Origin of the sequence: Streptomyces sp. 1331.2, assembly GCF_900199205.1 — a bacterium.
In the GTDB taxonomy this organism is placed as follows: domain Bacteria; phylum Actinomycetota; class Actinomycetes; order Streptomycetales; family Streptomycetaceae; genus Kitasatospora.
The window spans coordinates 5732654-5745984 of record NZ_OBMJ01000001.1 but is presented as its reverse complement, the minus strand read 5'-3'; the positions used below and the strand labels follow the sequence as shown (position 1 = coordinate 5745984).

Annotated in this window: 10 protein-coding genes; 4 read left to right on the top strand and 6 right to left on the bottom strand. The window is 74.5% G+C overall.

Annotation, left to right across the window (positions count from 1 at the left end):
* Positions 1 to 66: 66 nt before the first annotated feature.
* Positions 67 to 1107, top strand: a complete 1041-nt coding sequence (locus CRP52_RS38960; protein WP_218893112.1) for a polysaccharide deacetylase family protein — start codon at positions 67 to 69, stop codon at positions 1105 to 1107.
* Positions 1108 to 1242: 135 nt separating this feature from the next.
* Here CRP52_RS38960 and CRP52_RS24830 read toward each other — a convergent pair whose 3' ends face one another.
* From CRP52_RS24830 to CRP52_RS24815, 4 genes are all read right to left on the bottom strand, one after another.
* Positions 1243 to 1728: a GNAT family N-acetyltransferase gene (locus tag CRP52_RS24830; RefSeq protein WP_097238414.1), complete on the bottom strand. Its 486-nt coding sequence runs from the start codon at positions 1726 to 1728 to the stop codon at positions 1243 to 1245.
* Positions 1729 to 1751: 23 nt separating this feature from the next.
* Positions 1752 to 2453 (bottom strand): exonuclease domain-containing protein, encoded by a 702-nt coding sequence (locus CRP52_RS24825; protein WP_097238413.1) that lies wholly within the window; start codon positions 2451 to 2453, stop codon positions 1752 to 1754.
* A 257-nt stretch (positions 2454 to 2710) separates the two neighbouring features.
* The gene (locus tag CRP52_RS24820; protein ID WP_257032837.1) at positions 2711 to 3253 is read right to left on the bottom strand and encodes a GNAT family N-acetyltransferase; all 543 of its coding nucleotides are present in this window, start codon (positions 3251 to 3253) and stop codon (positions 2711 to 2713) included.
* Positions 3254 to 3312: 59 nt separating this feature from the next.
* Positions 3313 to 4587, bottom strand: coding sequence for an SAV2148 family HEPN domain-containing protein (locus CRP52_RS24815; protein ID WP_097238412.1), 1275 nt, complete (start codon positions 4585 to 4587; stop codon positions 3313 to 3315).
* 444 nt (positions 4588 to 5031) lie between these two features.
* Between CRP52_RS24815 and glgX the strand changes: the two genes are divergently transcribed.
* The 3 genes from glgX to treZ all read left to right on the top strand — a co-directional run bounded on the left by glgX (position 5032) and on the right by treZ (position 11506).
* Complete coding sequence (gene glgX, locus CRP52_RS24810) at positions 5032 to 7167, top strand: glycogen debranching protein GlgX (RefSeq protein WP_097238411.1); 2136 nt, start codon at positions 5032 to 5034, stop codon at positions 7165 to 7167.
* A gap of 158 nt (positions 7168 to 7325) precedes the next feature.
* Complete coding sequence (treY, locus tag CRP52_RS24805) at positions 7326 to 9758, top strand: malto-oligosyltrehalose synthase (RefSeq protein WP_097240318.1); 2433 nt, start codon at positions 7326 to 7328, stop codon at positions 9756 to 9758.
* The gene (gene treZ, locus CRP52_RS24800) at positions 9758 to 11506 is read left to right on the top strand and encodes a malto-oligosyltrehalose trehalohydrolase (protein ID WP_097238410.1); all 1749 of its coding nucleotides are present in this window, start codon (positions 9758 to 9760) and stop codon (positions 11504 to 11506) included. Before treY ends, treZ begins: the two co-directional genes overlap by 1 nt.
* Positions 11507 to 11562: 56 nt before the next feature.
* On the opposite strand, the gene CRP52_RS24795 is transcribed toward treZ, so the two are convergent.
* Together CRP52_RS24795 and CRP52_RS24790 are read right to left on the bottom strand one after the other, a co-directional pair.
* Entirely contained in the window at positions 11563 to 12456 is an 894-nt protein-coding gene (locus CRP52_RS24795; RefSeq protein ID WP_097238409.1) for a transketolase family protein, read from the bottom strand.
* 158 nt (positions 12457 to 12614) lie between these two features.
* Positions 12615 to 13328: a thiamine pyrophosphate-dependent enzyme gene (locus CRP52_RS24790; RefSeq protein ID WP_097238408.1), complete on the bottom strand. Its 714-nt coding sequence runs from the start codon at positions 13326 to 13328 to the stop codon at positions 12615 to 12617.
* Between the last annotated feature and the right edge of the window lie 3 nt (positions 13329 to 13331).

The window sequence follows — 13331 nt, the reverse complement described above, 5'->3', positions numbered from 1 at the left end:
GTCCTATCGGACAGTCATCCTGACCCGAGGGATCGGCACCGTACTCGTACCTCAGGAGCCGCCGCCATGCACCGGACCGCCCGCCGCCCCTGCGCCCCGAACCGCCCGTCCCGCTCCCGGCGTCGGCTGATCGCGGGCTGCGCCGCCGTGGCCGCCGTCCTGGGACTGGCCGCCTGCGGGACCGCCAGCGGGGCCCTGCAGTCGCCGGCGCCGAGCACCACCGCGCAGCCGCCGGTCGCCGGGCAGCCGGACGGGACGGCCGCGAGCACCATCGCGCCGACACCCGGCTCCGACGGTCTGCCCCCGGTCTCCTCGTCCGGATCCTCCGGCTCGCCCGGCTCCTCCGCTCCGAGCGTCCCCGCCGCGCCCGCGACGCCGCGTACGCCCGCGGGCCCGACGCCGTCCTCCTCCGCGGCGCCGTCCTCCCCCGCCGTGCCGACCACCACTCCCGTCCCGGGCTCCCCCGCCGCGGCTTCCTCGCCCGCGGCGCCGCCCCCGCACCCCGGGGCGGGCACCGTGATCGGCTCCACCGCCTCCGGTGGCCGGACCGTCGCGCTCACCTTCGACGACGGCCCCGGCCCCGCGACCGGCCAGATCCTCGACCTGCTCGCCCAGTACCACGCCAAGGCCACCTTCTGCGAGATCGGCCAGAACGCCGCCGCCAACCCGGCCGCGGTCAAGCGCGTCCTGGCCGCCGGGCACCGGCTCTGCGACCACAGCGTCCACCACCCGCAGCCGTTCGCGAAGCTCCCGCACGACAAGGCGGTGTACGAGATCACCGCCGCCCGGGACATGATCGTCCAGGCCGGCGGCCCCGGCACCCGGGTCGACTGGTTCCGGGCTCCCGGCGGCGGCTTCAACGCCGACAACGAGCAGGTCACCGCGAGCCTCGGCATGGGCTCGCTCGGCTGGTCCGTCGACCCGCGCGACTGGTCCCGCCCCGGCGTGCCGGCCATCGTCTCCACCGTGCAGAAGCAGCTCAAGCCCGGCGGGGTGATCCTCATGCACGACGGCGGCGGCGACCGCAGCCAGACCGTGGCCGCACTCAAGCAGCTGCTGCCCTGGCTGGTCGCCCAGGGGTACACCTTCGACTTCCCTGCACAGTAGGGCAGTTGACGGGCAGCCCTGAGGCCGGCTGCGGGACCGACCGCGGGCCCAGCCCCGCCGAACTCGACGCCGCCGTCGCCTGACCTGCGGTGACACCGCCGCCCGCCGGGCCAGGTCAGATCAGGTCAGGTCAGGTCAGGTCAGGTCGAGCCGGTAGACCTGCCGGGAGCCGCCCTCCGGGCCCGGGTCGGCGGCCTCGGCCGGGGTGAAGCCCAGCCGCTCGTAGAACACCCGGGCGCCGCTCGTCACCGCGCCGGGGTGGTCGAGCCCGAAGGTCACCACCTCGACGGTGGCCGGGGCCCGGACACCGTGGCGGCGCAGCGCGTCCGCGACCAGCGCCCGGCCGACGCCGGCTCCCCGGGCGCGCCCGGTGACGACGAGCCAGTGCAGGTGGTGCCGCGGCGGCTGCCCCTCCCCCGGGGCCCGGCCGAACAGCAGGCCGCCGAGCAGCCCGCGCCCCTCCCCGTCCTCGGCCACGGTGGCCCGGCCCCGCTCGATGCTCCTGAGCACCGCACGGTGGAAGCCCGGCTCGGCGACCATCGGGCCGAACCAGTGCTCGACCTCGGCGGCGAGGGCGAGGAAGCCGGGCAGGTCTGCGGGGCGGGCGAGGCGTACGGTCATCCGGGCAGTGTGTCAGCGACCGGCTACCGGGCGGGCCAGCGCGGGTCGACCACTGCCTGCGGGTCCTTGTCGCGGCGCAGCCAGGCCTGCAGGCTCTCCGCCCAGTCCCGGTACCAGCCGATCTGCCGCCGGTGCAGTTCGGCCGGTGCCACCGCGCCCACCTCGGCCGGGTAGCGCCCGGCCAGGGCGACGGCGACCCGGACGGCGGCCAGCGCGTCGCTGCCGGCCTCGTGCGCGTCCGTCAGCTCCACCCCGTACACCTCGCAGACCCGCTGCAGGGTGCGCGAGCCCTTGCGGTACTTGTCCACGGCCCGGTCGATCACCAGTGCGTCCAGCACCGGCCCGACCGGCCCGCCCAGGCGCTCCGCGAGCGTGGCCAGCCCGTGCCGGCTCAGCTCGGCGTCGAGCAGCGACAGGTCGAACGGCGCGTTGAACGCCACCACCGGCCGGCCGTCGGCTATCCGCCCGCACAGCGCGGCGGCTATCTCCTCCACCGCCTCCTTCGCCGGCCGCCCCTTGCTCCGCGCCACCGCGTCCCCGATCCCGTGGATCGCCTCCGCCTCGGCGGGTATCGGCACCCCGGGATCGAGCAGCCAGTGCGCGGCGCCCACCCGGGCGGCCCCGACGGTGTCCACGAGCGCGGCCGTGACGATGCGGTCCACGGCCGGGTCGGTGCCCGTGGTCTCCAGGTCGAAGCCGACCAGTGGCTGCTGCCACCAGCTCATCAGGTGTGTCCTTCCGTCCTGCCTCTCGAAACAGCCCCTATCATCACCCGCCCCACCGACAATCCGACCCACGGGCCCGGCCCCGCCCCCACCTGCCGGGCCGGAATCAGGGAGTTCCCCAGGGTTCCCCGGGCGGACGGGCATAGGGCCCGCCGGTCCGCGGGCCGGCGCGAAGTCAGGTGGTCCGCAAGCCGCTTGAGCTCTCGACGACGGGCCCGGGAACCTGTCGTGACCGGGACGGAGGCGGGGCGGAATCGTTACCGCACCAGGCGGCGGTCCTCGGTGTGGACGTCGACGTCGAGCCCCGCGCGGGTTCGGGCCGGCTCCGGGGTGGCGGCGAAGGCGGGCTCGGGTGCCGGGCGGTGCATGTGGACGTCGACGGGGTCCTCGTGGACGACGGTGAAGCCGTGCCGCTCGTAGAGGTGCTGGGCGGCGCTGCCGCGCAGGACGACGAGGCGCACCGCTTCTCCGGCGGCGTCGGCCTCGGCGAGGAGGCGGCGCAGGACGGCGGTGCCGAGGCCGCGGCCCTGGAGGTGCGGGGCCAGGTAGAACAGCTCCAGGTGGCGTCCGCCCCGCTCGTCGGGGCGGACGGTGACGGAACCGGCGAAGACGCCCTCGACCAGCAGCACGGACGTCCACCGGGTGGAGAAGGAGTCGCGGACGCGGCGGCGGGAGCGGTCCGGGTCCCAGCGGCCGAGGCGTTCCAGGTCGGCGCGCATGACCTGTTCCTTGAGGTCGGTGACGAGGTCGAGGTCGGCGGACGCGGCGGGTACCAGGGTCCAGGCGGGGAGGCTGTTCACGGCCCGCAGTCTGGCAGTCCGGTCATCCCGCGACCACGGACTTTCTCGGCATGCGGGCGTCAGGAGACGGACCGGGAGTCCCCCCAGAGCCCTTCGAACTCCTCGCGGTAGACCTCCAGCAGCCCGGGCTCGGTGCCGCCGGGCTGCTGGCCGGCGCCGCCGCGCAGCACCAGTGCCGGGGACTCCATGCCGCGGGCGCGGCGCAGGTAGGGCTGGATGACGCCGAGGTCGCGGCTCTGCCGGCGCCCGCCGGCCTGGCCGGTGGTGCGGGGGCCTTCGACCAGGTAGGCGGTGAAGCGCGGGGTCTCGTCGAAGACCCGGATCTCGAAGCCGCCCTGGTCCCGCAGCCGGGCCCTGACCCGGCGCACGTGCATGATGTTCATCTCGATGGAGCGGGACAACTCGCCTCTTCCGAGGCCCAGTTCGCGTTCGCGTCGGCGCACCGCGCTGCTCGCCGGGTTGAGGAAGAGCAGCCGTACCCGGCAGCCTTCGCCGGCCAGGCGCACCAGGCGCTTGCCGGTGTAGTTCTGGCAGAGCATGCCGAGGCCGATGCCGAGCGCGTCGAGCCGCCGGGCGCCGTCCAGCAGGTCCTCGACGGGCAGGTCGCGCTGGAGCCGGACGCGGTCGGCGTGCACCGCGACGACGTCCGCGTACCGGCCGGCGACCAGGGACTCCACCACGTCGGCGGGCACGCCGCCCGCGCCGCCGTCCAGGACGGCGAGCAGCCGGGCGGCGGCCCGTTCGGTCTGGGCGAGGACGGTCTGGGTGAGCACCCGGTTGCGGGAGACCACGTGCCGGGCGACCTCCAGTTCGTCCAGGGCGAGTTCGATCTCGCGCCGGTCGGCCAGGTACGGCTCGAAGCAGGGCCAGTGCTGGACCATCAGCTCGCGCAGCTGGGGCAGGGTGAGGAAGACCAGCGGGTCGTCGTCGGCCGGGTCGAGCAGGTAGCCCTTGCGGCGGCTGACCTCGCGGACGGCCCCGGCGCGGTGGGCCCATTCCTCGCCGGCCGGTCCGGCGGCGGCGGTGACCCAGTCCTCACCGTGGGCGGGGGCGTAGATGGGGTGCAGCACCTCGTCCACCAGGGAGCGCAGCCGCTGTTCGACCAGGTTGAGCCAGACGTAGGCGCGTCCGGAGATCCGTACCCGCTGGTAGGACTCCTCCCATTCGCCGGCGGACCAGGCCAGTGCGGGTATCTCCACCGGCCCGCTCTGGGCGGGGACCAGGGTGCGGCCGGTCAGGGTGGGGCGCATGACGACCGTGGGCGCCTCGCTGCGGGTCGCGCCCCGGTGGGGGCCGTCGGGCCCGGAACCAAGGCCGCCAGCAGGGAACACCATGCGCCACCTCATCTGCGGCTGACCCCCGCGGGCGCGGGGACCGTTGACGGGCCGTTGACAAGCACCGGTCGGCCGGGGCGGCCGGACGATCAAGGGTACTGCCCGCCGAGAGCGGCCCGCAGCCGGATGGTCGACGGCTCCGGCGGGCCCGCCGGTCGACTCCCGCCCGAGCCCGTGCCCGCACCCGCCCGCACCCCGCCCGCACCCTCGCCTGCGCCAGGGGCAGTACCCGCCCGCACCAGGGGCCCCGATCTTCACAGGAATACCCGTCGGCCACTCGTTCGGACCAACCCGGGCCGGTTCTCCCGGCCGCCGGGGGAGGGCTCGGGAAGTATGCGCTGTGCCGTGCGTCACGGCGCGCGAGCGCGGCACCTGCCCGGCCGCGCCGGACTTATCGTCGGACCACACGTCAGTTTCGGTTTGCAGCAAGGAAGTTGAGGAGCCATGCAGGTCTGGCCCGGTACGCCCTACCCGCTCGGCGCCACCTACGACGGGGCCGGCACCAACTTCGCGGTGTTCTCCGAGAGCGCCGACCGCATCGAGCTGTGCCTGCTCGGCGAGGACGGCTCCGAGACCGCCGTCGAACTGCGCGAGACGGACGCCTTCGTCCGGCACGCCTACCTCCCGGGCGTCCAGCCCGGCCAGCGGTACGGCTTCCGCGTGCACGGCCCGTACAACCCGGGCCTGGGCCAGCGGCACAACAGCGCCAAGCTGCTCCTGGACCCGTACGCCAAGGCGATGAGCGGGCACATCGACTGGGACGAGTCGGTCTACGGCTACCACTTCGGCGCCCCCGAGCGCCGCAACGACCTCGACTCCGCCCCGCACACCATGCACTCGGTGGTGATCAACCCGTACTTCGACTGGGGCACCGACCGCCCGCCGCGCACCGACTACCACCGCACCGTCATCTACGAGGCCCACGTCAAGGGCCTCACCCGGCTGCACCCGGGCATCCCCGAGGAGATCCGCGGCACCTACGCGGGCCTGGCCCACCCGGCGGTGATCGAGCACCTGGCCAAGCTCGGCGTCACCGCCATCGAGCTGATGCCGGTGCACCAGTTCGTCCGCGACCACCGGCTGCGCGACCTCGGCCTGGCCAACTACTGGGGCTACAACACGATCGGCTTCTTTGCCCCGCACTCCTCCTACTCCTCCACCGGCGACCGCGGCCAGCAGGTGCAGGAGTTCAAGTCGATGGTCAAGGCCCTGCACGCGGCCGGCATCGAGGTGATCCTGGACGTCGTCTACAACCACACCGCCGAGGGCAACCACCTCGGCCCGACGCTCTCGCTGCGCGGCCTGGACAACGTCTCCTACTACCGCCTCGCCCAGGACCAGCGCTTCTACGAGGACACCACCGGCACCGGCAACAGCCTGCTGATGCGCAGCCCGCACGTGCTCCAGCTGATCATGGACTCGCTGCGCTACTGGGTCACCGAGATGCACGTGGACGGCTTCAGATTCGACCTAGCCGCCACCCTCGCCCGGCAGTTCCACGAGGTGGACCGGCTCTCCTCCTTCTTCGACCTGGTCCAGCAGGACCCGGTGGTCTCCCAGGCCAAGCTGATCGCCGAGCCCTGGGACCTCGGCGAGGGCGGCTACCAGGTCGGCAACTTCCCGCCACTGTGGACGGAGTGGAACGGCATGTACCGGGACACCGTGCGCGACCTGTGGCGCGGCGAGAACGCCACCCTCGCCGAGTTCGGCTCCCGGCTCACCGGCTCCTCGGACCTCTACCAGGACGACGGCCGTCGCCCGATCGCCTCCATCAACTTCGTGACCTGCCACGACGGTTTCACCCTGCGCGACCTGGTCTCCTACAACGACAAGCACAACCAGGCCAACGGCGAGGACAACCGCGACGGCGAGTCCTTCAACCGCTCCTGGAACTGCGGCGTCGAGGGCCCCGTCCCCGACCCGGCGGACGAGCCGGCCGTCGAGGAGCTGCGGGCACGTCAGCAGCGCAACTTCATCGCCACCCTGATGCTCTCCCAGGGCGTGCCGATGCTCTCGCACGGCGACGAACTCGGCCGCACCCAGCTGGGCAACAACAACGCCTACTGCCAGGACAACGAGCTCACCTGGGTGCACTGGCCCGAGGGCGACGGCCCGCAGGCGCGGCTGCTGGAGTTCACCCAGGGGATGATCTGGCTGCGTCGCGACCACCCGGTGTTCCGGCGCCGGCGGTTCTTCCACGGCCGGCCGGTGTCCGCCTCCGGCGGGTCCGACGACCTCACCGACATCGCCTGGTTCACCCCGACGGGGGAGGAGATGACCAAGCGCAACTGGGGCGCCAGCTACGCCAAGTCGCTGACCGTCTTCCTCAACGGCTACGCCATCTCCGAACCGGACCGGCGCGGCGGGCGGATCGTCGACGACTCCTTCCTGCTGATGTTCAACGCGCACTTCGAGCCGTTGGAGTTCACCGTGCCCGCCGGCCACGGGCAGGAGTGGCGGGTCGTGGTGGACACCGCCCAGCCCCGGCTGCCGGCCCCGGGCACGGGGGCGCGGGTCAAGGCGGGCGACACGCTGTGGCTCATCGACCGCTCGCTGATGGTGCTGCAACGGCCGGCGTAGTGGGCTCACGGCATCCGTGATCGGTCACCCGTTCGAATCAGGTCACCTGTTCGGGTCAGCAGCGGGTCTTGGCGGCGGGCTCCCCGGGTACCTATGGAGCTATGACCTCCGCCGCCGAGCCCGCGCAGCCCCGCCCGGCCGCCCCCGTCCCCTCCGGCATGCCCAGCGCCGCGCCCACCGCCGTGCCCAACGTGCCCACCGCCAGCTACCGCCTCCAGCTCCAGCCCGGCTTCACCCTGCGCGACGCCACCGCCGCCGTCCCCTACCTGGCCGCCCTCGGCGTCTCCCACCTGCACCTCTCCCCGCTACTGGAGGCCGTCCCCGGCTCCACCCACGGCTACGACACCGTCGACCACACCCGGATCAGCGAGCAGCTCGGCGGCGAGGACGCCCTGCGGGCCCTCGCCGCCGAAGCCCACCGCCACCGGCTGGGGCTGATCGCCGACGTGGTGCCCAACCACATGGCCGTGCCCGCCCCCGAACGGCTCAACCGGCCGCTGTGGCAGGTGCTGCGCGACGGACCGGACTCCCCGTACGCGCGCTGGTTCGACATCGACTGGGACGCCCAGCCCGGCCCCGCCGACGCCCCGGACCGCGGCCGGGTGCTGCTGCCGCTGCTCGGCGACCGGCTCGGCGCCGTCCTGGACCAGCTGACCGTGGACGACGGGGTGCTGCGCTACCACCGGCACGAACTGCCGCTGCGCCCCGGCACCGAGGACCTGCCGCTGCCCGACCTGCTCGCCCGCCAGTGGTACCGGCTCTCCTGGTGGCGGCTGGCCCGCACCGAGCTCAACTACCGGCGCTTCTTCACCGTCAACGAGCTGATCGCGCTGCGGGTCGAGGACCCGGAGGTCTTCGCCGCCACCCACGCCGTCCTGCTGCGGCTGCACGCCGACGGCGTCCTGGACGGCTTCCGGATCGACCACCCGGACGGGCTCGCCGACCCCCGCGGCTACCTGCGCCGCCTCGCGGACGCCACCGGCGGCGCCTACACCGTGGTGGAGAAGATCCTCGCCGGCGAGGAGCGGCTGCCCGAGGACTGGCCGGTCGCCGGCACCACCGGCTACGACGCGCTGCGCCGCATCGACGGCGTGCTCACCGACCACGCGGGCGCCTGCCGGCTGGCCGGGGCGTACGAGTCCTTCCTGCACGGCGGCCCGGTCCACGACCCGTGCGAGGACCCGCACCCCGCGATCGCCGCCGCCCGGCGCGGGCGGGCCGAGATGACCGGACCGGACGGCGAACTGGCCGCCGAGGTCGAGCGGCTGGTCCGCATCGCGCTGCGGATCGGCGCCGCCGAGCCCGCGCACGCCGACCACGCGCCCGGACAGCTGCACGCGGCGATCGGGCGGCTGCTCACCGGCTACCCGGCCTACCGGCCGTACGCCCGGCCCGGCGAGCCGGTGCCCGCGGCCTCGGAGCAGCAGATGCACGCCGCCCTGGACGGCTCCGCCGACCCGACCGACCGGCTGGTGGCCGCGCTGGCGCTCGGCCGGCTGGGGCGCGGCCCGGACCACGACGAGTTCTGCGTGCGCTTCGCCCAGACCGCGGCCGCGGTGGCCGCCAAGGGCGTCGAGGACACCGCCTTCTACCGCTGGAACGCCCTGCCCGGGCTCAACGAGGTCGGCGGCGAGCCCGCCCGGCCGGGGCTGCACCCGGCCGAGTTCCACGACTGGTGCCGCCGGCAGGAGCGCGACCGGCCGCACTCCATGACCGTGCTCTCCACCCACGACACCAAGCGCAGCGCCGACGCCCGCGCCCGGCTCGCCGTCCTCGCCGAGCAGCCCGCGGCCTGGGCCGCCGAGGCCGCCGCCTGGTCCACCGCGGCCGGCCCGGCCCATCCCGCCCTCGACCGGGACGCCGACTGGCTGCTCTGGCACACCCTGGTCGCCGCCTGGCCGATCACCCCGGACCGACTGGTCGCCGCCCTGCTCAAGGCCGTCCGCGAGGCCAAGCTGCACACCTCCTGGACCGCCCCCGACCCCCGCTACGAGCAGGCCCTGGAGGAGCGGGCCCGCGCCGTGTACGGCAACCCCGGGCTGCTCCCCCGGATCGAGGGCCGGGTGCACGCCCTCGCCCCGTACGCCCGCTCCAACACCCTCGCGGCCGCCCTGCTGCACCTCACCGTGCCGGGCGTGCCGGACCTCTACCAGGGCAGCGAGGAGCCGCTGTACACCCTGGTCGACCCGGACAACCGGGCTCCGGTGGACCTCGGCGCGCTCGCCGTGCGGCTCACCGACTCGGCCACCGCGCGCCCCGGTGACCTCGCCCGCGAGAAGCTGCACCTGACCGCCACCGCGCTGCACCTGCGCCGCTCCCGCCCGCTCGGCCCGTACCGGCCGCTGCCCGTCGTCGACGTCTCCAGCGACCACCTGCTGGCCTTCGCCCGGGGCGACGACGTGGTCACCGCCGTCACCCGGCTGCCGTACGGGCTGGAACGGGCGGGCGGCTGGCGGGACACCGTGCTGGAGCTGCCGGCCGGCGGGGCATGGACGGACGAACTGACCCTGCGCAGCTTCCCGGCCGGGGCCGTACCGGTGGCCGAGCTGCTGGCGGTCCACCCGGTGGCGCTGCTGACGAGGAGGGGCTGATGCCGGCCTACCAGGTGTGGGCGCCCAACGCCATGACCGGCGTGTCCGTCGAAGTCGACGGCTCCGCCCACGAGTTGACGCGCTGCGCCGACCGCCACGGCTGGTGGTCCGGCGAGGCGCCGGACGGTGACTACGCCTTCCGGCTCGACGGCGGCCCGCCGCTGCCCGACCCGCGCTCGGCCTGGCAGCCGCACGGCCCGGACGGCCCCAGCCGCCGGGTGGACCACGCCGGCTTCCACTGGTCGCACACCGGCTGGCGCGGCCGCGCCCTGCCCGGAGCGGTGCTCTACGAGCTGCACATCGGCACCTTCACCCCGCGCGGTACCTTCGAGGCGGCCGCCGAACACCTCGACCACCTGGTCGAGTTGGGCGTCGACTTCGTCGAGCTGATGCCGGTCTGCCCGTTCCCCGGCAAGCACGGCTGGGGCTACGACGGGGTCTCGCTCTGGGCCGTCCACGAGCCCTACGGCGGGCCCGAGGGGCTGAAACGCTTCGTGGACGCGGCACACCGCAAGGGCCTCGGCGTGGTGCTGGACGTCGTGCACAACCACCTCGGCCCGTCCGGCAACCACCTTCCCGCGTACGGCCCGTACTTCACCGACCGGCACCACACCCCGTGGGGCTCCGCGGTCAACCTGGACGCGCCCGGCTCGGACGAGGTGCGCGCCTACCTCATCGGCAGCGCACTGGCCTGGCTGCGCGACTACCGGATCGACGGGCTGCGACTGGACGCCGTGCACGCCCTCGCGGACGACCGGGCGGTCCACTTCCTCGAAGAACTCTCCGACGAGGTCGGGAAGTTGGCGGTCGCGACGAACCGGCCGCTGTTCCTGGTCGCCGAGTCCGACCTCAACTCCCCCCGCACCACCGCCCCGCGCGAGGCCGGCGGCCAGGGCCTCACCGCCCAGTGGAACGACGACTTCCACCACGCCCTGCACTGCGCGCTCACCGGCGAATCCCAGGGCTACTACGCCGACTTCGCCCGCGAACCGCTCGCCGCCGTCGCCAGGACGCTCACCCGCGGGTACTTCCACGACGGCACCTGGTCCTCCTTCCGCGGCCGCAGCCACGGGCGCCCGTTCCCCACCGGCGAAGGCCACCGCCTCCTCGGCTACCTGCAGACCCACGACCAGGTCGGCAACCGGGCGCTCGGCGACCGCATCTCCACCACGCTCCCGGCCGGCCGGCTCGCCTGCGGCGCCGCGCTCGTCCTCACCTCGCCGTTCACCCCGATGCTGTTCATGGGCGAGGAATGGGGCGCCGCCACCCCCTGGCAGTACTTCACCGACCACACCGACCCGGACCTCGCCGAAGCCGTCCGCCGGGGCCGGCGACGGGAGTTCGCCGAACACGGCTGGGCCGCCGAGGCCGTCCCCGACCCGCAGGAGCCCGCCACCGTCCTGCGCTCCGTCCTCGACTGGACCGAGCCCCGGCGCTCCCCGCACACCGAACTGCTCGACTGGTACCGGACGTTGATCCGGCTGCGGCGCGAACGGCCGGAACTCGCCGACCCGGACCTCGGCGCGGTGCGGACGTCGTACGACGAGGCGGCGGGCTGGATCGTCGTGCACCGCGGGCCGTACCGGGTCGCGGTCAACCTCGGGCCGGCCGAGGCCGTGCTGCCGCTGGGGGCCGCCGGGCGGGAGGTGGTCGCGGCCTTCGGGCCGGCGGCGCTGGACGGCGCGACGGTGCGGCTGGGTGCGGACGCGGTGGCCGTGGTCGCGGTGGCCGCCGTGGTCGCCGGGTAGCTCGGGCGGGTGGGGGGCTCGGGCGGCTCGGGCGGCTCGGGCGGCTCGGGCGGCGCTCACCAGAGGAAGGTGCCGATCCGCTCGCGCAGCGCGGGCGCGTCCAGGCCGTACGCGGCCAGGTGCTCCGCGATCGAGCCGTAGTGCCGGTGCTCCTCGCGCGGCACGCCCAGGCCCAGCACCCGGTGCGGGCGGTCGACCAGCGCCGCGTGCGCCTCGCTCGCCGAGGTGCCCGCCAGGTACGGCTCGACCAGCACCACGTCCGCCCGGTCGCCGACCGCCGCGCGCAGCCCGGCGGCGTCGAAGGGGCGCACCGTCGCCGCGTACAGCACCGTGACGTCCAGGCCCTCGGTCGCGGCGAGCACCGCGTCCAGCATCGGCCCGACGGCCAGCACCACACCGCGCGAGCCCTGGCGGACCGTGGTGAAGCGGCCCGGCTCCACGGCCACGGCGGCGTCGTTCTGGTGCGCCGACAGCCGGACGTACACGTTGCGGTCGCCGTCGGCGTAGGCGTGGCGCAGCAGTTGCTCGGCCTCGTCCGGGTGGCCGGGGACGTGGACGGTCCAGTCCGGCAGGGTGTCCAGCAGCGCGACGTCGCCCGGGGACATGTGGGTGCGGCCGCCGGCCGGCCAGTCGTACGAGCCGGCCGCGCTGACCAGGACGGCGCCGACGCCCTGGTGGACCAGGTCCAACTTGACCTGCTCGAAGGGCCGTTCGATCAGGAAGCTGGCGAAGGTGTGGGCGATCGGGCGCATCCCGGTGAGCGCCAGGCCGCCGGCCGCGCCGATCAGCAGCTGTTCGCGGATGCCGACGTTGACCACCCGGTCGGGATGGCGTTCCTGGGCGGGGGCGAAGGCGGCTGCGGTGATGTCGGCCAGCACCACGGCCAGGCGGGGGTCCTCGTCCAGCAGGCGGGTGGTGACGTCGACGAAGCGGTCGCGCATGGTGTCCATCGGTGGGGGTCCTCTCGGGGTGTGCGTCGTGTGGTGTCGTGGCTCGGTGCGTACGGGACGTGCTCAGGAATCCTCGGGCTCAGGAGTCCTTGCGCTCAGGAGTCCTGGCGCTCAGGCGTTCTGGCGCTCAGGAGTCCTTGCGCTCAGAGTCCTTGGGCTCAGGAGTCCTTGGGCTCGACCCGGGCGACCACCACGTGCGGGCGGCCCGGGTGCTCGGCGGTGAAGGCGCGGTGCAGCGCCTCGTGATCGCGCCCGTCGACCGTCGCGGCCGACCAGCCCTCGGCCTCGAACCTGGCCGCGATCCCGCCCCGCCAGCCGTGCGTGGCCGAGGAGTTGTCGATCACCACCACGTGCAGCCGGTCCAGTCCGTACGCCCCGGCGAAGGCCACCGCCTCGCCGTTGGAGCCCTCGTCGAACTCGGCGTCGCCGACCAGCACCCACACCGCCGGGTCGGTCAGGCCCTGCGCCCGCAGCCCGAGCGCCGTGCCGACGGCCAGCGGCAGGCCGTGGCCGAGCGAGCCGGAGGCGATCTCCACGCCCGGGATCAGCGTGCGGTCCGGGTGGTGGCCGAGCGGCGAGTCGTAGCCGCCGAAGCTCGGCAGCACCGCGGGGTCGATGAAGCCCTTGGCCGCGAGCACGGCGTAGTAGGCCATCGGGCCGTGGCCCTTGGAGAGCAGGAAGCGGTCACGGTCCTGGGCCCCGGCGCCGGCCGGGCTGACCCGCAACACCCGGTCGTACAGCACCCAGAGGGCGTCCAGGGTGGAGGTGGCGGCGGGGCCGTGCTTCTCGTCGCCGGTCATCAGGCCCATCAGGGCCGGCAGGTCCTCGAAGCGGCTCTCGGTGGGGGTTTCGGCGGTTGCGTTCGTCGTCATGAC